Origin of the sequence: Catenuloplanes sp. NPDC051500, assembly GCF_044454585.1 — a bacterium.
Taxonomy (GTDB): Bacteria; Actinomycetota; Actinomycetes; order Mycobacteriales; family Micromonosporaceae; genus Catenuloplanes.
This window is the reverse complement of record NZ_JBITDX010000010.1, coordinates 166305-186714: the sequence shown is the minus strand read 5'-3', so window position 1 is coordinate 186714 and position 20410 is coordinate 166305. Positions and strand designations below refer to the sequence as shown.

The window sequence follows — 20410 nt, the reverse complement described above, 5'->3', positions numbered from 1 at the left end:
GGCCCTAATTCCAGTCAAATAAGGGCCACCAGGAACGCAAGGATCTTGCATCCCGAGAAATGGACGCCGATTCCCGGAATCCAGCCGACCCCACGCGCGATCCGCGGGTCCGAGCGCTGCGCGCGTGGAAGCTCACCAGAGCCCTCCGTGCTACGCACGCAACACACCGCAGTCGGGACCTTCCTGAAACGATCCATGTGCCGAGGCACGTGCGAAAGCGGATGCATCGCAGTCTGCCGCAGGCGGTAGACAAGGTCGTCAGACCAGCATGCGTCGCCGCGCCGGGTGGCGCCGGGCACTGCGGGGGCCGTCGGCGCGCCGGGCATCGTGGGCGAGACCAGCGCTGCAGGCGGAGCAACGAACTCCGTTAATGGGATGAGAAAAGCAGAAAGCCGTGGGCGCGAAGCGCCCTCGAAGAATCACAAGCCGAGACCAGCGACATCCCTGCGACACCCCGGGCTTCGGGGCCGGCGCCAGCAGCCCTGCGAGCCGCGGGCCCCGGCCGGCCGGCACTCACGCGGTAACCGCACCCCACCCGCGCTCTCGTGAGAGCCCTACCTGCCGGACCACCCGCGAGACTTCCGACTTCGGTGCCGGTTCTTGCGACCGACCAGCGAGACCAATGCCACGTGGCCTGTTGATCAAGGAATCCGACCTGGTCTTTCGCGAAGCGCCCAGCTCCGCCTGCTATCCGCCTGCCGGACCAGGAGGCATCGGCGCTGGCCAGAAGCTCGCAGCCAGACCCGAGCCATTTCAAGATCAAAATAAACTGTGGTCAGGATGGACATCTCAGTAGGCGGCCTTATGGCGAAATTTCGGCATAAGGCGCCCGAGTTTCAACCTTGACGCCAAGAGGTCAGTACGTGGCGTCGGACCAGGACCCACGCAGCACCCGCTGATCAGTAGCGGCGCAAACCGAGGCTGGTCAGAATCTCGCGGGTTGCGGAGGCAGCCGGGCGCCAGATCGAGTCGCGGAGCCAGTGGTGCACCGGTGTGACAGTGTGTGCCCAGAGGTAGGCCACCGCCCGCGCCACCGGGACCACCGTGTGCCGCCAGGTCCAGGCGACGGCCAGGCCGAGCCAGCGCAGCGGGGTCCAGACAAGGTACCGCCACAGCCAGGCGATCAGCCGCCCGACCGGCACCGCGGTGTACCGCCAGGCCCAGGCGAACGCGCTCGCGATCACGTGCCACACAGCGGCCAGCGCTCGCTCGATCACGTGGAACATCCAGCCCACCGCGACCGCGATCGGCCGGAGAACCCAGCGGTGGATTGCCGAGAGGACGTGGCCGAGCAGGGTGAAGAAGCCGGTGATCAGCGGCCGGACCGCCCGGAGCACGGGCCTGACCGCGTGCTGCCACACCCAGCGCAGCGGCTCGTAGATGAGCGTGACAGTCACCCAGGCGATCGGCGTGATCACCAGGTAGACCAGGATCCAGCGCAGCGGCGGCCGCAGGACACGCTGCCAGACCCAGCGCGCGGGGCGCGTAATCAGGTTCACGGCGATCCAGCGCAGCGGCAGCCAGACCAGGTAGACGCCGGCCCAGCTCAGCGCGGCCGCGATGCGGCGGGCCAGTTCCCACAGCAGCCGGAACGGCAGAACCAGGACGAATGCGATCGCGCGCACCGGGTAGCTGATCCACGCGGGCACGTCGTCGTCGGCCGGGGGCCGGTGTGCCAGCTCCCGGCGCCGGGCGGCGTCGCGGGCGGCAAAGAGGTCGTCACTGTCCATCGCCGGCTCACGGTACGTGCCCTGGTCAAGGCCGGCGCACGGCGTACCCCGGCATGATCTTGATCTGTCAGGTCAGGAAGACGGCGGCGACGATCATGGACAGGGCGGAGGCGAGCGTGGAGAGCATGACCACGTCGCGGGCAAGCGTCTCGGACTCCTGGTAGCGCAGCGCGAAGACGAACACGTTCTGCGCGGCGGGGAGCGCGGAGGTCACCACTGCCGCGAACAGTTGATCCTGCGGGAGGCCGACAAGGAAACGCCCGATGAGGTACGCCAGTGCCGGCTGCACCACGACCTTGAGCGCCACCGCGAGGTAGCGGTCCGGGGACTCCGGGCCGGACTGCAGCGGGCGCGCGCCCGGCAGCGACATGCCGAACGCAAGCAGCGCGGCCGGCACCGCGGCGGCCCCGACCAGCTCGAACGGTTGCAGCAGCAGCGCGGGAGGCGTCCACCCGGACACGGCCACCACGATGCCGGCCACGGACGCCACCATGATCGGATTGCGGGCCGGCAGGAGCAGCAGGTCCCTGACCGACGGCCGGCCCTGCCCGCTGGCCAGGTCGAGCACGGTAAGCGCGAACGGCGCGGCGAGCAGGACCTGGAAGAGCAGCACGGGTACGACGAGCGACACGTCCCCGAGCACGTAGGCAGCGATCGGCAGTCCCAGGTTCGCCGCGTTCACATAGGACGCGCCGAGCGCGCCGATCGTGGTCCGCCGGGCGGCACGCTTCCAGACCAGGCGCGCGACAAGCACGTAGATCACCGCGACAAGCACCGTGGCGGCCACGAAGACAAGCAGCGCGCCGGTGACGATCCGGTCCAGGCTGGTACGGCTGAGCGTGACGAACAGCAGCGCGGGCGTGGCGACGAAGAAGACCAGGCGGCCGAGCACAGTGGGCGCGTGTTCGCCGAGCACCCGGCCGCGCGCGAGCAGGTAGCCGAGCAGGGCGATGGCCCAGATAGCCGCGAAACCGCTGAGTACTCCGCGCATTCACCTGATCATGCCGGGTAACTGCGGTTCCGGCGCACCGGATGTGACCGGATAGTCTCAGTGGGCCTGTGTCGACGCTCGAAGGGACTCGCAGTGCTGCGTACACCTCACCGCGTGCTGGCGGCGTTGGTCGCCACGGTGCTCACGGTGTCCGGCTGCTCGCTGCCGGTCTTCGCACCGGGCGGCGGTTCCGGCGCGACCCGCCCGGACGGCGTCGGCCCCGGCGGCCCCGGCCCGGCGAACCTGGCCTGGCGCAACTGCGCGGACATCCCGCAGGACCTGTTCGGGCAGAAGGCGCCGCGGATGCGCTACGAGTGCGCCGAGATCACCGTGCCGAAGGACTGGAACGCGGCGGGCAACGGCGCCACGTTCGAGTTGGCGCTGATGCGGGTGCGGTCCACCCAGCAGAAGAACCGGATCGGCTCGCTGCTGATCAACCCGGGCGGGCCGGGCGGCTCCGGAATCGACACCGCGGCGTACCTGTCGTTCGGGCCGCAGGCGCAGGGGCTGCCGTCCGAGGTGCTGGAGCGCTTCGACCTGATCGGCTTCGACCCGCGCGGCGTGTCCCGGTCGTCGCCGGTCAAGTGCATCTCGGACACCGACCTGGACGCCAGCTACGGCGCGGAGCCGGACCCGGAGACACCTGCCGACTTCGAGGAGCTGGTCACGCTCAACAAGCGGATCGGCACGGAGTGCGGCGCGAAGTACGGCGCCGAACTGCAGCTCTTCTCCACCGAGCAGGCCGCGCGGGACATCGACGCGATCCGGTCCGCGGTCGGCGACGAGAAGTTGACCTACCTGGGCTACTCGTACGGGACGCTGCTCGGTGCCACGTACGCGCAGCTGTTCCCGCAGAACATCCGCGCGATGGTGCTGGACGGCGCGGTCGACCCGCAGCAGGGCATGGTCGCCGGCTCGGAGTCGCAGGCGAAGGGGTTCGAGCGCGCGTTCGACAACTTCGCCGCCTGGTGCCGGAGCACGCCGGCGCAGTGCCCGATCGGGCCGGACGCGCGGGCCACGCTCACCGGACTGCTGGACAAGGCGCGGGCCACACCGCTGACCGGCTCGGGCGGGCGGAAGGCCACGGCCGGCTGGATCTTCTACGCCGCGGTGGCCGCGCTCTACACGGAGCTGTACTGGCCGGAGCTGGGCAAGGCGCTCGGCGCGCTTCGCGACGGCGACCCGGACGACATGTTCGCGCTCGCGGACACGTACACGAGCCGCACCGACCGGGGCACCTACGACAACCAGGCGGACGCGCTGCTGGCCGTGAACTGCGCGGACAGCGACGAGACGGTGACGGCAGAGCAGGTCAGGGCGCTGCAGCTGGACTGGGAGAAGAAGTACCCGCTGTTCGGTGCGCCGCTCGCGCTCGGCATGCTCGGCTGCGCGTTCTGGCCGGGGGCGCGGGATCCGTACCCGACCGGGCCGGCCCAGGGCGCGCCGACGATCGTGGTGGTGGGCACGGTCGGCGACCCGGCAACGCCCTACGAGCAGACCGCGGTGCTTGCGAACATGCTCGGCACCGGCCAGGTGCTGACCTGGGAGGGCGAGGGCCACACCGCGTACCCGAATACGTCGTGCATCACCCGCGCGGTGGACGGCTATCTCATCGATCTCACCGCGCCGGCCCGGGACCTGCGCTGCCCGGCCGGCTGACGAAGACGATCGCCTGAAACCGAGGACGCGGTCTTACCTAGTCTTTACCTGATCCCTTCGCGCGGGACGGCTGCACCCGCATCGGCTCTCCGGGCATCTTGGGATATTCCGGCGGATACGGAAGGTCACCGCGGTCGTCCGGCTCAAGCAGCGGCGTGATGTCGAACGCCGCGTCGTCGATGGCCGCGTGCGGGTCACCGATCTTCGCGAAGCGCGGCGGAACCGTGCGCAGGTCGAAGTCGTCCGGCTCGACGTCGGCCAGCTCGTCCCAGGTCACCGGCGTGGACACGGTGGCGCGGGCGTTCGCCCGCAGGCTGTACGCGCAGGCGATCGTCCGGTCCCGGGCCATCTGGTTGTAGTCGAGGAAGACCCGCTCGCCGCGCTCCTCCTTCCACCAGTTCGTGGTGGCCAGGTCCGGCCGGCGCGCCTCCACCGCACGGGCCAGCGCGATCGCGGCGCGACGCACCTCCACGAACGACCAGAGCGGCTCGATCCGCACATAGACGTGCACGCCGCGCCCGCCGGAGGTCTTCGGATAGCCGGTGGCGCCCAGCTCGGACAGCACCTCACGAACCGTGCCGGCCACCGTCACCGCGTCCGCGAAGTCGGTGCCGGGCTGCGGGTCGAGGTCGATGCGCAGCTCGTCCGGCTGGTCCACGTGCGTACGCCGCACCGGCCACGGGTGGAACACGATCGTGCCCATCTGCGCTGCCCAGGCCACATGCGCCAGGTCAGCGGGGCACAGCTCGGCCGCGGCCCGCCCACTCGGGAACGTGATCGTGGCGGACTCGATCCACGGCGGCACGCCCCGGGTCGGCACCCGCTTCTGGAAGAACGTCTCCCCGTCCAGACCGTCCGGGAAGCGTTGCAGCGTCGTCGGCCGGTCGCCGAGCGCGCGCATCATGCCGTCGCCGACAGCCAGGTAGTACTCGAAGACGTCCCGCTTGGTGAACCCGCGGCTGGGAAAATAGATCTTGTCCGGGCTGGTCAGCCGCACGGCCCGGCCGGCAACCTCGATCTCCTCAGCTTTTGACGCCATGCTCGGACCCTACGTGACGACAATGCCGCCCGGGGGCCGATGTGGACCCCGGGCGGCTACCGATCAGATGCTCAGACCTCGAAGCGGCGCCGGTGCCGGCCCGCGTAGAGCAGCGCGGCGCCACCCGCGGTGACAAGCGCGCCCGCGCCGACCATCCCGGCCAGCGGCAGGCCGGTGACAGGCAGCTCGCCACCCGGCGTCTCCGGCACGTCCTGCTCACCTGCGGTCGGCGTCGGCGCCTCAGGCGAACCGGCCGAGACGCCACCGCCCGGCGGCACCTCCTGCTGGCCCGCGCCCGGCACCGAGCTGGTCGGCGTCGGGGTCGGGACGTCGGACGGGGTCTCCGGCGGGGTCTCGTTGCCGGGGCCGCCCGGGCTCTCCGGCGGCGTCTCGTCGCTCGGGCCGCCCGGCGTGCCGTATCCGCTCTGGCCACGGGTGGGTGCCTGGTCGCCGTACCCCGGGGTGGAGGCCACGCGCGGCGCTGCGGCGGCGCACTTGGCGGTCGCGTCACCGAGCACACCGGCCGCGATGCCGCACACGTTGACCGGAGCGTTGATCGGCAGGCCGATCGAGGCACCGTTCAGGATGCCGTTGGTGTCGTCCGGTGCCGCGCTCGCCGGCTGGGCGCCGAAAGCAAGCGCCGCCGCGAACATCGTGAACCCGGCGGCCGGCAGCGTTGCCGCCGCGATGATGCGCCGTTTCATGCTCGTCACGCTGTGTTCTCCTCAGGGTGGGTGGCAGGGGAGGCTTAAGTTGATATTTACAGTTAAAGACCGTTTTGCGTTGATCCTAACTGTCGTTAGGCGCAAAACGGTCCAACACGCGCACTCCACGCCTAACGGGGCAGACGAGCGTCAGGACACTGGTCGACAGGCGACGACCGGCTGCCGGAGTACCGTTGATCGCATGACCATCGAGAAGAACGACGTCCTGCCGGTCACCGAGGAGGAGTGGCGCGTCCGCCTCAACCCCGAGGAGTTCCGCGTCCTCCGCCAGGCCGGCACGGAGGCACCGTGGACCGGTGAGTACGTCGACACCAAGACCGAGGGCGTCTACCACTGCCGCGCGTGTGGCGCGGAACTGTTCAGCAGCGACACCAAGTTCGACAGCCACTGCGGCTGGCCGTCCTTCGACGACGCCCTCCCGGGCACGGTCATCGAGATCGAGGACCGCACGCTCGGCATGCGCCGCACCGAGATCCGCTGCGCGAACTGCCAGTCGCACCTCGGCCACGTGTTCCACGGTGAGGGCTACACCGCCAAGAACACCCGCCACTGCGTCAACTCGATCTCGGTGCGCCTACAGCCGAAGGCCTGAAGCCCACAGAGCCGAAGGACCGAAGCCTCTCCCGCCTCCGCGGTGGTCCGGTTTCGCGAGCTCCCGCGGCCTCAGATCCGTGGGTGGTCCCGGAAAACCCCGCCGGGCGTCTGACGCTCAGGACGGCGCCGATCCCGCCGGGCGGGACCGGCGCCCGTCGAAGGCCTGCTCCAACTCCCGCTCGATCCGGCGGCGCTCCTCGTGGCGCCGGCCCATCGCGGGCGTATAGACGGTCACCGAGCCCTTCCGGTGGGTCTTCGAGGCGTACATCGCCATGTCGGCGTGGGTGAGCAGCCGTTCCGCGTCGTCGTAGTCGGCGCCGCCCACCGCGACGCCGATGCTCGCGCCGATGGTGACCCGGCCGGAGATGCGGCGCAGCGCGTACGGCGCGGAGATCACGTCCTTCATCCGGTGCGCCACCTCCCGCGCCCGCGCCGGATGGTCAAGCCCGTCCAGTAGCACCAGGAACTCGTCGCCGCCGAACCGGGCCGCCACGTCCCGCTCGCGCAGCGCGCCGGTGAGCCGCTCCCCCACCGCGACCAGCAGCTCGTCGCCGGCGTCGTGCCCGTGGTCGTCGTTGACCTTCTTGAACCCGTCCAGGTCGAAGAAGATCAGCGCGTGTACGTCGCCGTGGTCCATCGCCTCGCGCAACCGGTCCAGCAGCAGCGTACGGTTCGGCAGCCCGGTCAGGTGGTCGTGGTGCGCGGCCCGGGCCAGCTCCCGCTCCCGGGCGCGCAGCTCCGCGACCAGCTCCTCGCGCTTCAGCGCCACAGTGAGCAGCGCGGACCACTGGTTGAGCGGCTCCCGCCCGGTGGCGACCCGGTCGTCGATTGCGTCCACCACCGCGAGCAGGCCCCAGTCCTCGTCGCCGGCCCGGACCGGCGCCACGAACACGGTGCCGTCCGGGTGCGCGGCCGCGGCCCGGCGCAGTGCGGCGGGCGGGAACTCGCCGACCGGTACCACGCTGCCGATCCGCGCGGACGCGTCCGGGTCGCCGGGCGCGAACACGCCGGCGATCTCCACTGTCTTCCCGCGCTCCCGCCAGACGCCGAGGCAGCCGGCCCGAACTCCGGTGGGGGCCAGCCAGCCCAGCGCGCGGGGGTCCTTCTGGTGGCTGCGCAGCAGGTCGAGGCTTACGCCGTACTGCGTGCCGAGCACCCGTTCCAGGTGCGTCTGCTCCTCGAACTGGGCCCGGCCCTGCGCCTCCATCAGCTCCAGGAGCAGCGCGGACGGGTCGCCGGCGCGGAGCGCGTTCACCCGGTGGGCGGCCTCCAGCAGCTCCGGCGGCCGGCCCGGCGCGGCAAGCAGCGGGGCCAGGCGGCGCAGCCGGTCCGGCGGGGCGGTCATGGCCACGGCCTCGACCACGTCGTCCGGCAGCGGCGGGTCGTCGAGCACCCGGCTGCCGGGCGTGCAGCCGCACGACTCGCGGATCACCAGGCGGGTCGGCACGTCCACCCGCTCCGCGACCGGCTCACCGTCCAGCCGGCGCAGCAGCGCCTCGGCCGCGGCCGCGCCGATCGACTCCATCGGCTGTTGCACGCTTGTCAGCCGCGGCTGGGAGTAGGACGCCGCCTGCCGGTCGTCGAAGCCGATCACGGCCTGGTCGCGGGGCAGCCGCATACCGGCCGCGCGCATCGCCCGCATCAGGCCGAGCGCGTTCGCATCAGTGCCGAGCAGCACCGCGGTGGACGGCAGGCCGGCGGCAAGCATCTGCCGGGCCGCCTCCACGCCGCCGTGCTCCTGATTGTCCGGCAGGTCGTAGCGGAGCGCCGGGCCGGTCGCCAGGCCGTGCGCATGCATCGCGTCCACGTAGGCCGCGTGCCGTTCGCGCACGTCCGCGCCGCCGAAGTAGCCGGCGAACGCGATCCGGGTGTGCCCGTGCCGGATCAGGTGCGCGATCGCGGCGCGTACGCCGGTGCGGTTGTCAGGTCGTATCAGCCCTGCACCGGCGTAGCTCCGGCTGATCGACACGACCGGCCGGCCGGTACGGAGCAGCTCGTCGACGTACTCCTCCGGGACCGCGTTGATGACGACCACGAAGCCGTCCGCGAGCTCCCGGGAGACCGGGCCGCCGAGCGTGGCCGGCGCGGCGGCTTCGGCCTGATCCGTTCCGGCGTCAAGCGTCTGCACCACGATCAGGCCACCGCCGGCGTGGGTGGCGACGCGGGCCGCGCCGCGCAGCACACCGCCGTGGTACCAGCCACCCAGAAACGGTGACAACACTCCGAGAATGCGAGTTCTCGACACCTGCAAGGCCTCCCTCGCCGTTCGGGCGCCTCCGCGTCGGCGACACGGCCGCTCGCCCGGCCGTGACCCCTGCGCCGTCACGAAGCGCGCGCCACAGTGCAGGGGCCAACCCTAGGGCAGAAGCGGCGGCCGCGGTCACCCTCCGCCACGGAAGGAGTACCTATCTCGCGTTCTTCTCCCGGAGCCGGGGGAGGATCTCCTTGCCGTACACCTCGATGAAGCGCGGCTGGTCCGGGCCGGGGCCGTGGAAGACCAGGTGCGTGAAGCCCATGTCGATGTACTCCTGGATCTTCGCGACGTGCTCGTCCGGATCCGTGGAGACGATGAACCGCTTCGCGGACCGCTCGACCGGCAGCGCGTCGGCAAGCCGCTCCATCTCGATCGGGTCCTCGACGCCGGTCTTCTCCTCCGGCGAGAGCGCGAGCGCGGCCCAGTGGTGCGTGTCGTTGAGCGCGCGCTCCGCGTCGTGGTCGAAGGACACCTTGACCTCGATCATCAGATCCAGGTCGTCGAGGGTACGGCCGGCCTTGCCCGCGCCCTCGGTCAGCGCGGGCAGCAGCGTACCCGTGTAGAGGTCGTGGCCCTTTCCGCTTGTGGTGATGAACCCGTCGGCGACCCGCCCGGCCATCCTGGTCGCGGCTGGGCCGGACGCGCCGATGTAGAGCGGGACCGGCGTCTCCGGCTTGTCGTAGATCGTTGCCTTCTCGGTGCGCCAGAACGTGCCCTCGAAGTCGAGCCGGTCCTCGGTCCACAGCGCCTTGATCAGCGTGACCGCCTCCTTGAGCCGGGCGAAACGCTCCTTCGGCTCCGGCCAGGCAGTGCCGAGCGGCACCTCGTTGAGCGACTCGCCGCTGCCCACGCCCAGGATCACCCGGCCCGGTGCGATCAGGCCGAGCGTGGCGAACGCCTGCGCGATCATCGCCGGGTGGTAGCGGAACGTCGGGGTCAGCACGCTCGTCCCGATCGCGACCCGCTGGGTGCGCGCAAGCGCGGCGCCCAGCCAGGGCAGCGCGGCCGGCGCGTGACCGTGCGTGTGCCGCCACGGCTGCAGGTGGTCGCTGATGAAGACGGAGTCGAAACCGGACTCCTCCGCCTGGACTGTGAAGTCGAGCAGTTCCGTCGGGCTGAACTGCTCGGCGGAGGCCTTGTATCCGAACCGAAGCATCACGATCTCCTTGTCGAGCCGTCAGCCTCGATCTTCCCGCACGCTCCTCCGTTTCACCGGCCTTGGCGCGAACGTCACAGATCCAGCCGGCCGCCGAGACCGTCGATGACCGCGTCCGCGCCCTCGTCGTCGAGCCAGATCCCGCCGGTGGCGAGGTAGCGGAAGTGATACCGCCCCGGCGGGAGGGGAAGGCTGACGGTGCGGGTGCCGTCGCGTCGCGGCACGAGCTCATGCCGTCCCGGCTCCCAGCCGTTGAAACAGCCGACCACGCTGATGGTGCCGCCCGGGCCGCCCGCCGGCAGGCAGAACGTCACCCGCGTCTTGCCGCCGAAAAGCCTGCTCCGTTTGATCATGTGCCCGCCCCCGCCTGGCTCGCTTTTCAAAGATCAACGAGCCAGGTGGGGTACGGGTTAGGCGACCTTCTTGAACGTGGCCAGCTTGGCGGCCAGCTCCGTCATCTGCGGCGTGTAGCCCTGGTAGCTGTACTGCGCCTCGGAGAACCAGTCGACGATCTGACCGGCCTTGACCGCGGGGAGCGCGGCGAACGCGGGCTGCGTCTTGATCAGCTCGGCGCTCGGCAGCGCCTGCGTGCGCGCGTCGTAGAGGATCACGTCGACCGGGTACTTCGCCGCGTTCTCCCAGCTCAGCGACTCCCACCAGGCGCCCGCGCTGTCCGGCTTGGCCGGCACGGTCATCGGCACGCCCTGGGCCAGGTAGTACGACAGGTCCGGGCTGTACTTCGGGATGGACATGTAGAGCACGTCCTTGCTCCCGGAGAACGCGGCGACGCGCAGGCCGGCGGCGGTCGCTGCGGCACCGGCGGTCTTCACCGCCGCGGACGCGGTCTGGAACGCGGCCTTCGCGGCGGCCAGTTCCGGTGTCGCGGTGTTCGCGCCCAGCTTGCCGGCCAGGTCCTCGTAGAGGCCGATCGCCCGGTCCAGCGGGACCTCGCTCAGCTGCACGCCGAGCGTGGGGGCGATCTGCTCGATCTGCGGCTCGGTCTCCTCCGGGACGTACCAGAGCAGCTTGGGGTCGTACATGCCGGCGATCAGCAGCTGCGGCGCGAGCGTGAGGTACTTCTCCACGTTGAACTCGCCGTAGACGTTGCCCACGGAGGTCACCGAGGCGAGGTCCACGCTTCCGGACTGCGGGTCCTGCGTGCCGTCCGCCTTGGTGGACGGGCCGAAGATGCCGATCGGACGGATGCCGAAGTCCCACAGTGCGGCGGCCGCACCGACCTGGGCGACGATCTTCGTCGGTACGGCGGGCAGCGAGATCTGCTTACCGCGGCCGTCGGTGTAGGTGAACGGGCCCGCGGCGGCGGCACTGCCGGACGCGGACGGAGCGTCGTCATCGGAGCCGCCACAGGCGGCGAGCACGGCGGTGGCACCAAGGCCCAGCGCGCCGGTGAGCAGAGTCCGGCGCGAAGCACGGGCACCAAGGTCGTATCGCATGGTCGGTAAGGCTAGCCTTCCCTCAGTAAACGAGAAACCCAGGGTGACTATGATCGCCCTGCCCCGCACCTTGATCAGGGAGACATTGGTGAAAAGACGCCTTGTCGGCCTCCTACTCGTCTTAGGACTTCTCCTGGTCACTGTGGGTCTGAGCATCGCGGTCGGCAGCCGCACCATCCCGCTCGGCGACGTGCTCGGCGCGCTCAACGGCACCGGCCGGCCGGACGACGTGCTCACCGTCCGCGAACTGCGCATCCCACGTACCATCCTCGGCCTGGTCGCCGGTGCCGCGCTCGGCCTGGCCGGCGCGCTGATGCAGTCGCTGACCCGCAACCCGCTCGCCGACCCCGGCATCTTCGGCATCAACCACGGCGCCGCGGCCGGCGTGGTCCTGGCGATCACCATCTTCGGAATCACCTCGCCCGCCGGGTACGTCTGGTTCGCGTTCGCCGGCGCGGTCCTCGCCACGCTTGTCGCCTACGGAGCAAGCAGCGGACGCGGCGGCACCAACCCGGCCCGGCTCGCGCTCGCCGGCATCGCGGTCCAGTTCGCGCTGGCCGGCGTGAATCAGGCGCTGCAACTCGCCGACCGCGGCGCGCTTGACCAGATGCGCTTCTGGATCGTCGGCTCGCTCGCCAACCGCGAGACCGGGACCATGTGGAAGCTCGCGCCGTTCTTCGCCGCCGGCATCCTGCTCAGCCTGCTGCTCGCGCGCAGCCTCAACGCGCTGGCGCTCGGCGACGACACCGCCCGTGCGCTCGGCGCCGGCGTCGCCACCACCCGGATCCTCGCGCTGGTCGCGGTCACGCTGCTCTGCGGCGCGGCCACGGCGGCGTGCGGGCCGCTGGCGTTCATCGGCCTGATGGTGCCGCACATCGTCCGCACCTTCACCGGCCCGGATCAGCGCTGGGTGCTGCCGTTCAGCATGCTGCTGGCGCCGGTCGTGCTGCTCGGCGCGGACATCCTCGGCCGCGTACTGTCCCGGCCCGGCGAACTGCAGGTCGGCATCGTCATGGACGTCATCGGGGGAATCGTGTTCATCGCCATCGTCCGCGCCCGACGGGTGGTGCACCTGTGAAACCGTTCCGGGTCGTACCCCCGCGGGCCTTTCTGGTTTCGGCACTGCTCGCAGTCGCGCTGCTGGTGATGGCCGGTTTCACGATGACCACAGGCGACTTCCAGGTGCCGATCGGCGACGTGATCACCGCGATCGTCGGCGACGCCACGCCCGCGGCCGAGTTCGTCGTCAACACGCTGCGGCTGCCCCGGCTGCTTGTCGCGGTGCTGGCCGGGGCCGGGCTCGGCGTGGCCGGCGCGGTCATGCAGAGCCTCAGCCGCAACCCGCTCGGCAGCCCCGACATGATCGGCTTCTCGATGGGCGCGGCCACCGGCGGCATCGCGGCCATCCTGCTCACCGCGAGCGGCACCCTCGGCACCTCGATCGGCGCGTTTCTGGGCGGGCTCGCCACCGCGCTGACCATCCTGCTGCTGGTCGGGCGGCACGGGCTCAACGGGTACCGCCTGGTGCTTGTCGGCGTCGGCATCTCCGTCGTGCTGGCGGCGGTCAACGGGTACCTGCTCACCCGCGCCACGCTCGGCGACGCGCAGCGCGCGGTCGCCTGGCAGGTCGGCAACCTCTCCGGCCGCGACTGGGACCACGTGACGGTGGTCGCGATCGTGCTTGCCGTGCTCCTGCCGCTGATCATGGCCTTCAACAGGCAGATGTCCATGCTTGAGCTTGGCGACGACACCGCCACCGCGCTCGGCGTCAGCGTGTTCGCCACCCGGCTGGTACCGATGCTCGCCTCGATCGGGCTGATCGCGGCCGGCATCTCGATGGCCGGGCCGATCCCGTTCGTCGCGCTGGCCGCGCCGCACCTCGCCCGCCGCCTCACCCGCCACCCCGGCCCGAACGTGCTGCCCGCGGCCGTGATCGGCGCGCTGCTCACAGTGGTGTCCGACTTCGCGGCACAGCACGCGCTGCCGGTGCAGCTGCCGGTCGGCATCGTGACAAGCGTGTTCGGCGGCGTCTACCTGGTCGCGCTGCTGATCGTGCAACGCCGGAGCCGCCGTGCGTGATCTATCCTGCGAACTATGGGCATCGAGGACGCGGAACGGGTGACGTACCGGGTGGAGCAGACGTTCCGCTACAGCTACGACAGCCCGGTCACGGCCGTGCGCCAGCGGCTGGTCTGCGTCCCCCGGGCCCGGCACGGCGACCAGAGCCGCCGTCGCCACCGTCTCTCCGTGCACCTGGGTGACGGCGGTCCGGCCGTGCGGGTGCCACGGCGCAGCGACCGCGACCGGGCCGGCAATTCGGTGCTGCGGGTGCTGGTCCCGGCGGTCGCGTCCACCCTGTCGTTCCGGCTGGTCGCAGAGCTTTCGAGGGTACGGGCGGAAGGCCCGCCGCGATTGCCGGAGTCAGCGCTTCGCGACCCGCGGCTACTCCTCCCGACCCGGCTGACGGCGCCGGACGACCGGGTACGCGAGCTGGCGGCCACCTGCGCGTCAGCCGACCCGGTCTCGGCCGTCGAGGCGATCAACCACGCGGTACGGCAGACGCTTGTCTACCGGCCGGGTGCGACCGGGGTGACCACCACCGCGGTGCAGGCGCTCACGCTTGGTGCGGGCGTGTGCCAGGACTACGCGCACATCATGCTTGCGGTCTGCCGGGCAGCCGGGATCGCGGCCCGGTACGTCTCGGGACACCTGATCGGCGAGGGCGCGAGCCACGCGTGGGTGGAGGCGGTGGTGCCGTCCGGGGACGGGGCGGTGGCGCTGGCCTTCGACCCGTGCAACGACCGCCGGGCCGGTTTCTCCTATGTGACAGTGGCGACCGGGCGCGACTATGCGGACATTCCCCCGACGTCGGGGACGTACGTGGGCGCGCCGGGCGGGCAGCTGGTGTCCACACAGACGGTGCGGGTGTTGGACTGCGGCTGAGCTGCGGGTCAGCGACTCAGCCCGGTGCCGACAACCGGGTCAGCGGCTCAGCCCGGTGCCGACAACCAGGTCAGCACCTCGCCCGCGGCCACGCGCAGATCCGGATCGGGATCGGCGTCGCGCAGCCGTTCCAGCAAGGGCCGGCCGGTCAGGACCGCCTCGTAGACGCGCAGCAGCAGCACCGAGCCCAGCCGCTCCTGGTCCGGCTCGGCCAGGCCGAACAGGTAGTGCTCGAACTCGTCGCCGTCCCAGTCCCCGGCCTCGAACGCGTCAATCAACGCCCGGCCCTCGGCCGCCTCCGCGCGGATCTCCGCGAGCGGAAACTCCTCGGACGCGTAGAACGAGGGGTCGCCGATAGCCAGTTCGCCGAGCAGCTCCACCAGCCGGAGCCGTTCCGATCGCGTCAGCGGCGACGGCCCGGCCAGGATCTCCAGCAGGAACGGGACCGCGTAGGAGCTGGCCTGGTACCGGCTGCCCTGGTGCACGATCGTGCCGCCGAGCTGCCAGAGTGCCATCTTCCGGTCGCTGGCGTCGTCCGAGAGCAGCGCGCGCAGTTGTCCCGGCACGTCGGAGGCCGAGCCGTAGGCGTGACTGAGCCGCCGCCAGGCGATGTCGTCGATTCCGTCGAGCATGGCCCGCATCCTGCCACGCATGCACATATCGACGCGCATCAGCTGCAAAGCCGGGAGTGGGGCGCTAGCCTGAAACCGGAGCGAACCGGGCGCATCACGAATCAATCGCGCACCGGCCACTTCCCCTTGCCCGTATTTGTCGCAATAAATCTGCACACGATACGCATTGACCCTCTTCACTGCGCTTGCCTACGGTGGGGCCAGAAGGTTTCGGAGTCGTTAACACAACCGGCCAACGGCCCAAGACTCCGAGATCGGAAATATCGCCCTATGGCGTGGCGGCGGGCAGGCAGAGGCCCTCGCCCACGCCGGGCGGTGGCCCTGAGACCGCACCACTCGAACGCCCGGAACGGCCGCGCCCACGGCCGGAACGGCCACGCCCACGGCCGCCCAGGGTCACCGCCTCCCGTCGAGGGATGTCCACCGCGGACATCCCACCGAAGGAGGAACGGCACATGCAGGACAACACTCCGGTCCGGCACCGCACCGCGCGGCGTCGCGCCCTTCCGCTCGTGATCGGCGCCGGCTTCACTGCCGCCGTGCTCGCGACCGGCATGGGCGCGATCGCCAACGCGGCTGAAGCGCCGCAGGCCGACGCCGGCACGGGCACCCTCGCGGCTCCGGCCCTGGTCGGCTGGGCGACGCAGAACGGTGGCACCACAGGTGGCGGCAGCGCCTCCCCGGTCACCGTCACCTCGTCGTCCGCCCTGATCAGCGCCATGCAGTCGAGCAGCGCCGCGGTGATCAACGTGTCCGGCACGATCTCGCTCAGCGGCATGCAGAAGGTCGCCTCGAACAAGACGATCCGTGGAGTCGGCTCCAGCGCGACGATCACCGGCGGCGGCCTGAACATCGCCAACGCCAAGAACGTGATCATCCAGAACCTGAACTTCCGGAACGCCTCCGACGACTCGATCAACGTCCAGTACTCGACGAACGTCTGGCTCGACCACCTGGACATGGCCAACGGCTACGACGGGCTGCTGGACATCAAGCGGACCAGCAACTTCATCACCGTGTCCTACGTGCACAGTCACGACCACGACAAGAACATGCTGCTCGGGCACAGTGACGACAACGCGAGCGAGGACAACGGCAAGCTGAAGGTGACGTACCACCACAACTGGTTCGACGGCACCAACCAGCGCAACCCGCGGGTCCGCTTCGGCAACCCGGTGCACGTGTTCAACAACTACTACAGCAACGTCGGCTCCTACGGCGTGGCCTCCACCGAGGGTGCGGGCGTGCTCGTCGAGTGCAACTACTTCGAGAACGTCGAGGACCCGTACCACCTGGGTGAGGGCGACTCGGGCCCCGGCACCCTGGTGGCGCGCAACAACCAGCTGGTCAACTCCGGCTCCGGCCAGACCGGCGGCAGCGTCGCCTCGATCCCCTACTCCTACACCTGCGACACCCCGAGCTCGGTGAAGTCCATCGTCACCGCGCAGTCGGGCACCGGCAAGATCTAGAACCCTTCCACGGTACGGGGTGGGCGTCGCCCGGACGCCCACCCCGTCTCCGTGCCGATCCTATCGGCGGCTCACGGCAGCGAGGCGGCGATCTCCGCGATCGAGCGGCGGCGGCCGGTATAGAACGGGACCTCCTCGCGCACATGCCGGCGTGCACCGGACGCCCTCAGGTCACGCATCAGGTCGACGATCCGGTACAGCTCGTCCGCCTCGAACGCCAGCATCCACTCGTAGTCACCAAGCGCGAACGACGCGACCGTGTTGGCCCGCACGTCCGGGTAGTCGCGCGCCATCTGCCCGTGCTCCTTGAGCAGCGCCCGCCGCTCCTCGTCCGGCAGCAGGTACCACTCGTAGGACCGCACGAACGGATAGACGCACAGGTAGGGACGCGGCTCCTCCCCCGCCAGGAACGCCGGAATGTGGCTGCGGTTGAACTCCGCCGGCCGGTGCAGCGCCATCTGCGACCACACCCCGCTGAAGTGCCGCCCGAACGCGGTGCGCCGGAACAGCGAATACGCCTCCTGCAGCGCGTCGCTCGACTCCGCATGCCACCAGATCATCAGGTCGGCGTCCGCACGCAGCCCGGACACGTCGTACGTGCCCCGAACCACCACACCCTTCGCCTCCAGCTGCGCGAACAGCTCGTCCGTCTCCGCGATCAGATCGTCGCGCAGCGCCGGGAGCGGCGAGTCGGCCTTGAAGACCGACCACATCGTGTACCGGATCGAGGCGTTCAACTCCTTGATCCGCCCCGCGTTCGTCTGCTCGCTCATGCGTTCTCCCTGCTCATCATGCTTTCCTGCACATCCGTCCGCACCAACCCCACCGCCGCACTGCCCCACCGCCGCACTGCCCCACCACCCCGCGCCGGTCCCGCTGCCCTGCCTCGGGTCGCTGCCCTGCCTCGGGTCGCTGCCCGGCCTCAGGCTGCTGCCCGTGCTGGACCCGCTATCAGCACCGGCCCGTTGCCGCACCGAATCTCGTTGCCCGCGCCGGGCTTGCTCGCTACACCTGGCGCCTTCGCCGCACCTCGTCCGCCACCTCGTCGCCCGCGGTCTCCCCGGACCGGACGCAGAGCGGAATGCCGACCCCGTCGAAGCCCGCCCCCGCCAGCACAAGAGTCGGGTGCGAGGCCCGCAACAGTTCCCGGGCCGACGCGATCCGCTGCCGGTGCCCCGGCGTGTACTGGGGCAACGCCCCACCCCACCGCTGCACGATCGTGTCGACCGGCCGGGGCAGAGGCGTCCCCAGCAGTGCCGAAAGTTCCGCGTGCGCGGCGCCCGCCAGTTCCACGTCGTCACGGTGGAGCAGGTGCTCCTCGCGGTACCGCCCGATTGACGCCCGCACGTGCACCACGCCGTCCGCCCGCCGCAGGTGCGGCCACTTCACGCCGAAGAACGTGGCCGCCTTGATCAACAGCCCTTCGACCGGCGGGACCAGCAGCCCGGAAAGGCCTGGCAGCTCGGCAGCGGGCAGCGCCAGGTTGACAAGCGCGAGACTGGCGTAGTCCAGCCCGCCGATCACCTGGGCCACCCCCGGTTCCACCTCTTTGAGCAGCCGCGCCGCCGGTTTCGCAGGCAACGCCAGCACCACCGCGTCGAACCGGAGCCGCTCTCCCGCATCTGCCGCGTTCGCCGCCCCGACGGTCAGGATCCAGCCGTGATCACCGGCGCGCTCCAGCGCCCGCACCGGCAGACCCAGCCGCACCTCGGCCCCCGCCGCGGCCGCCACCGCTTCCACAAGCCGACTCAGCCCACCATCGATCGTCGCGAAGACCGGCGGCGCTCCCGCCGCCCGCGCACCCGGCCCACCCTGCTCCCGGCCACCGCCCCCGGCTCCAGCTCCGCCCCCGGCTCCAGTTCCGGCTCCGCCCCCGGTTCCGGCTCCAGCTCCGGCTCCAGCTCCGCCCCCGGTTCCGGCTCCGGCGCCGTTCTGACCGTGCGGCCCCGGCCCGGACTCTGCCTGGCCGCCGCCGATAGGGCCGGAGGACTGTGCCGACCCGGCCGACGCCTGTGCGGCGCGGGCGCGGGCGGAGGCGGCCTTCGCCGCCGTGACCGCGCGGGCCAGCGTCGGCTCGGTGCGGGCGGTCCGGGCGAGGGCCGGGACGGTCATCTCCAGGGACAGTTCGTCGGCGCGGCCTGCATAGACGCCGCCAAGGAGCGGGTCGACCAGGCGGTCCACCACCTCGTCGCCGAAGCGGAGGCGGGTCAGCGCGCCGATCGCCACGTCCTCGTCGTCGCCCAGCAGCGGGCGGCCGGAGTCGGCGTCGCGGCCCGCTGTCACGCGTGCCACCGAGGCCACCCGGGCCGGGTCGTCGGGCACGCCCATCAGCGTCCCGGCCGGAATGTCCGTCAGCGACCCGCCGATGACGAGCGCGGCCTGTGTCGTGCCGGGGTGCACCAGGCGGCCGCCGAGCCCGACCCGCCGGGCCAGTGACATCGCCGCGGACTCCCCGCCGGCCGGATCTCCGGCCAGGAACGTCTCCGCACCCAACTCCTGCGGCGCGCCGGCCAGCTCGCCGGTCCGCAGCTTGCCGCCGAGCGCGGCGCCCTGCTCGAAGACGGTGATCGTCGCGCCCGGCCCAAGCCGCTCCCGCAGGCGCAGCGCCGCCGCGAGCCCCGCGATGCCGCCCCCGACCACCGCAACCCGCTCGTCGCCCATGCTCCACAGCTTTTCACCTCGTCCGGCCCACCCGCCGGGCCGGGTGACCCATCTCCCCCGTGGCTTTCGGCCCGCGACCGTCCGGACGACCCCGCCCCGAACGCCCACGGACCAGTCCGGCCGGACAGCTCCCAGCCGGCTCACCAGCACGACCAGCGCGCTCAGGACCGGGACCCAGGCCAGCCGTCCCATGCCTACCGAAAGGACCGTGCCGACCACCGGCCCGGCCACGATCCGGACCGCTCGCCGCCGCCTCCAAAGGACCGTGCTGGCCACCGGCCCGACCAAGATCCGGACCGCTCGCCGCCGCCTCCACCCGCTTCGTTCATCGACCACGACTCATACCCTGCCGGGCGCGGCCGGTGTGTCGCCATCCCTGTGGACAACCGCGAAACACCGTGACCGATCGCGCCGCTCCGCACGCCGCCGAACGGCGTGACACATGTCGTTCCTGCCACGGCGGGACCGGCTCCGGAGCGACGTGCGGAGCGCCAGCGGAGCCCGGCGCTCCGGTTGGCCCGCGGGAGCATGCGGGCCGGACCACCGCGGGAGCGGGAAGACCGGTTCCTGGTTGGCAGTGGAAACGGGACGACGAAACGGTCAGGCGAGCCGGTGGTACCCGCTGGCGTGGAAGACCAGCGGCGGCCGCTCCGGTGCGGTCGCGACCGCGTGCAGCCGCAGCACGACGATCTCATGGTCCCCGGCCGGCACCCGCTGGACGACCTCGCATTCCAGCCACGCGGTCGCGCCCTCGACGAAGACCGCCCCGCTCGCCGACGCCTCCCAGGGCACGCCCGCGAACCGGTCGGCGAGTCCGCGGGTGGCGAGGCGGCGGCAGATGCCGGCCTGGTCCTCGCTGAGCACGCTGAGACCGAGGCGTGGCAGGCCGGCCAGGCGCGCCCAGGTAGCGGACCTGACGTGCGCGTTGACCGAGACGAGCGGCGGGTCGAGCGAGACGGACGTGAACGAGCTGGCGGACATGCCGACCGGGCGGCCGTCGGCGAGCGCGGCCACGGCCACGACGCCGCTGGGGAAGCGGGAGTAGGCGGCGCGCAGCTCAGGCTCGTCGCCGGGCACCCGCGGCAACTCGACCATGGCCGTGG

At 71.3% G+C, this 20410-nt stretch carries 18 protein-coding genes; 6 read left to right on the top strand and 12 right to left on the bottom strand.

Going from position 1 to position 20410, the window contains the following annotated elements; translation table 11 throughout:
- Positions 1 to 899: 899 nt before the first annotated feature.
- Together ACIA8K_RS21895 and ACIA8K_RS21890 are read right to left on the bottom strand one after the other, a co-directional pair.
- A complete protein-coding gene (locus ACIA8K_RS21895) occupies positions 900 to 1730 on the bottom strand; it encodes a hypothetical protein (RefSeq protein ID WP_396062005.1) in 831 nt (276 codons plus the stop codon).
- Positions 1731 to 1797: 67 nt separating this feature from the next.
- Complete coding sequence (locus ACIA8K_RS21890; RefSeq protein ID WP_396062003.1) at positions 1798 to 2721, bottom strand: AEC family transporter; 924 nt, start codon at positions 2719 to 2721, stop codon at positions 1798 to 1800.
- Between the two features lie 93 nt (positions 2722 to 2814).
- Between ACIA8K_RS21890 and ACIA8K_RS21885 the strand changes: the two genes are divergently transcribed.
- The gene (locus ACIA8K_RS21885) at positions 2815 to 4380 is read left to right on the top strand and encodes an alpha/beta hydrolase (RefSeq protein WP_396062001.1); all 1566 of its coding nucleotides are present in this window, start codon (positions 2815 to 2817) and stop codon (positions 4378 to 4380) included.
- A gap of 37 nt (positions 4381 to 4417) precedes the next feature.
- Here ACIA8K_RS21885 and ligD read toward each other — a convergent pair whose 3' ends face one another.
- Positions 4418 to 5419 carry a non-homologous end-joining DNA ligase gene (gene ligD / locus ACIA8K_RS21880; protein WP_396061999.1) on the bottom strand — a complete coding sequence of 334 codons (1002 nt, stop codon included), beginning with the start codon at positions 5417 to 5419 and terminating at the stop codon, positions 4418 to 4420.
- Between the two features lie 71 nt (positions 5420 to 5490).
- Positions 5491 to 6123, bottom strand: a complete 633-nt coding sequence (locus ACIA8K_RS21875) for a chaplin family protein (RefSeq protein ID WP_396061997.1) — start codon at positions 6121 to 6123, stop codon at positions 5491 to 5493.
- A 202-nt stretch (positions 6124 to 6325) separates the two neighbouring features.
- Here ACIA8K_RS21875 and msrB point away from each other — a divergent pair, with 202 nt between their 5' ends.
- Positions 6326 to 6736, top strand: coding sequence for a peptide-methionine (R)-S-oxide reductase MsrB (gene msrB / locus ACIA8K_RS21870; protein WP_396061995.1), 411 nt, complete (start codon positions 6326 to 6328; stop codon positions 6734 to 6736).
- A 117-nt stretch (positions 6737 to 6853) separates the two neighbouring features.
- Here msrB and ACIA8K_RS21865 read toward each other — a convergent pair whose 3' ends face one another.
- From ACIA8K_RS21865 to ACIA8K_RS21850, 4 genes are all read right to left on the bottom strand, one after another.
- Positions 6854 to 8956, bottom strand: a complete 2103-nt coding sequence (locus tag ACIA8K_RS21865) for a diguanylate cyclase domain-containing protein (protein WP_396061993.1) — start codon at positions 8954 to 8956, stop codon at positions 6854 to 6856.
- Positions 8957 to 9143: 187 nt separating this feature from the next.
- Positions 9144 to 10148, bottom strand: a complete 1005-nt coding sequence (gene fgd / locus ACIA8K_RS21860) for a glucose-6-phosphate dehydrogenase (coenzyme-F420) (protein ID WP_396061991.1) — start codon at positions 10146 to 10148, stop codon at positions 9144 to 9146.
- Positions 10149 to 10222: 74 nt separating this feature from the next.
- Entirely contained in the window at positions 10223 to 10501 is a 279-nt protein-coding gene (locus tag ACIA8K_RS21855) for an isoamylase early set domain-containing protein (RefSeq protein WP_396061989.1), read from the bottom strand.
- 57 nt (positions 10502 to 10558) lie between these two features.
- Complete coding sequence (locus ACIA8K_RS21850; protein WP_396061987.1) at positions 10559 to 11602, bottom strand: ABC transporter substrate-binding protein; 1044 nt, start codon at positions 11600 to 11602, stop codon at positions 10559 to 10561.
- A 49-nt stretch (positions 11603 to 11651) separates the two neighbouring features.
- On the opposite strand from ACIA8K_RS21850, the gene ACIA8K_RS21845 reads away from it, so the two are divergent.
- The 3 genes from ACIA8K_RS21845 to ACIA8K_RS21835 are packed head-to-tail and all read left to right on the top strand — an operon-like array spanning position 11652 to position 14545.
- The gene (locus ACIA8K_RS21845) at positions 11652 to 12680 is read left to right on the top strand and encodes a FecCD family ABC transporter permease (RefSeq protein WP_396062237.1); all 1029 of its coding nucleotides are present in this window, start codon (positions 11652 to 11654) and stop codon (positions 12678 to 12680) included.
- The gene (locus tag ACIA8K_RS21840) at positions 12677 to 13681 is read left to right on the top strand and encodes a FecCD family ABC transporter permease (protein ID WP_396061985.1); all 1005 of its coding nucleotides are present in this window, start codon (positions 12677 to 12679) and stop codon (positions 13679 to 13681) included. The genes ACIA8K_RS21845 and ACIA8K_RS21840 overlap by 4 nt, the downstream gene beginning before the upstream one ends.
- 15 nt (positions 13682 to 13696) lie before the next feature.
- Positions 13697 to 14545: a transglutaminase domain-containing protein gene (locus ACIA8K_RS21835; RefSeq protein WP_396061983.1), complete on the top strand. Its 849-nt coding sequence runs from the start codon at positions 13697 to 13699 to the stop codon at positions 14543 to 14545.
- 47 nt (positions 14546 to 14592) lie between these two features.
- Here ACIA8K_RS21835 and ACIA8K_RS21830 read toward each other — a convergent pair whose 3' ends face one another.
- Positions 14593 to 15177: a hypothetical protein gene (locus tag ACIA8K_RS21830; RefSeq protein ID WP_396061981.1), complete on the bottom strand. Its 585-nt coding sequence runs from the start codon at positions 15175 to 15177 to the stop codon at positions 14593 to 14595.
- A 416-nt stretch (positions 15178 to 15593) separates the two neighbouring features.
- Here ACIA8K_RS21830 and ACIA8K_RS21825 point away from each other — a divergent pair, with 416 nt between their 5' ends.
- Positions 15594 to 16646, top strand: coding sequence for a polysaccharide lyase family 1 protein (locus ACIA8K_RS21825; RefSeq protein ID WP_396061979.1), 1053 nt, complete (start codon positions 15594 to 15596; stop codon positions 16644 to 16646).
- A gap of 71 nt (positions 16647 to 16717) precedes the next feature.
- Here the strand turns inward: ACIA8K_RS21825 and hemQ are convergent, their stop codons facing one another.
- From hemQ to ACIA8K_RS21810, 3 genes are all read right to left on the bottom strand, one after another.
- Positions 16718 to 17419: a hydrogen peroxide-dependent heme synthase gene (hemQ, locus tag ACIA8K_RS21820; RefSeq protein ID WP_396061977.1), complete on the bottom strand. Its 702-nt coding sequence runs from the start codon at positions 17417 to 17419 to the stop codon at positions 16718 to 16720.
- Positions 17420 to 17651: 232 nt separating this feature from the next.
- The gene (hemG, locus tag ACIA8K_RS21815) at positions 17652 to 19307 is read right to left on the bottom strand and encodes a protoporphyrinogen oxidase (protein ID WP_396061975.1); all 1656 of its coding nucleotides are present in this window, start codon (positions 19305 to 19307) and stop codon (positions 17652 to 17654) included.
- A gap of 600 nt (positions 19308 to 19907) precedes the next feature.
- Positions 19908 to 20402 carry a flavin reductase family protein gene (locus tag ACIA8K_RS21810; protein WP_396061973.1) on the bottom strand — a complete coding sequence of 165 codons (495 nt, stop codon included), beginning with the start codon at positions 20400 to 20402 and terminating at the stop codon, positions 19908 to 19910.
- Positions 20403 to 20410 lie beyond the last annotated feature (8 nt).

Coding starts and splice junctions, on each gene's coding strand:
- ACIA8K_RS21895 (WP_396062005.1), bottom strand. CDS start 1,730: ATGGACAGTGACGACCTCTTTGCCGCCCGCGACGCCGCCCGGCGCCGG.
- ACIA8K_RS21890 (WP_396062003.1), bottom strand. CDS start 2,721: ATGCGCGGAGTACTCAGCGGTTTCGCGGCTATCTGGGCCATCGCCCTG.
- ligD (WP_396061999.1), bottom strand. CDS start 5,419: ATGGCGTCAAAAGCTGAGGAGATCGAGGTTGCCGGCCGGGCCGTGCGG.
- ACIA8K_RS21875 (WP_396061997.1), bottom strand. CDS start 6,123: ATGAAACGGCGCATCATCGCGGCGGCAACGCTGCCGGCCGCCGGGTTC.
- msrB (WP_396061995.1), top strand. CDS start 6,326: ATGACCATCGAGAAGAACGACGTCCTGCCGGTCACCGAGGAGGAGTGG.
- fgd (WP_396061991.1), bottom strand. CDS start 10,148: ATGCTTCGGTTCGGATACAAGGCCTCCGCCGAGCAGTTCAGCCCGACG.
- ACIA8K_RS21855 (WP_396061989.1), bottom strand. CDS start 10,501: ATGATCAAACGGAGCAGGCTTTTCGGCGGCAAGACGCGGGTGACGTTC.
- ACIA8K_RS21850 (WP_396061987.1), bottom strand. CDS start 11,602: ATGCGATACGACCTTGGTGCCCGTGCTTCGCGCCGGACTCTGCTCACC.
- ACIA8K_RS21845 (WP_396062237.1), top strand. CDS start 11,652: ATGATCGCCCTGCCCCGCACCTTGATCAGGGAGACATTGGTGAAAAGA.
- ACIA8K_RS21835 (WP_396061983.1), top strand. CDS start 13,697: ATGGGCATCGAGGACGCGGAACGGGTGACGTACCGGGTGGAGCAGACG.
- ACIA8K_RS21830 (WP_396061981.1), bottom strand. CDS start 15,177: ATGCTCGACGGAATCGACGACATCGCCTGGCGGCGGCTCAGTCACGCC.
- ACIA8K_RS21825 (WP_396061979.1), top strand. CDS start 15,594: ATGTCCACCGCGGACATCCCACCGAAGGAGGAACGGCACATGCAGGAC.
- hemQ (WP_396061977.1), bottom strand. CDS start 17,419: ATGAGCGAGCAGACGAACGCGGGGCGGATCAAGGAGTTGAACGCCTCG.
- hemG (WP_396061975.1), bottom strand. CDS start 19,307: ATGGGCGACGAGCGGGTTGCGGTGGTCGGGGGCGGCATCGCGGGGCTC.
- ACIA8K_RS21810 (WP_396061973.1), bottom strand. CDS start 20,402: ATGGTCGAGTTGCCGCGGGTGCCCGGCGACGAGCCTGAGCTGCGCGCC.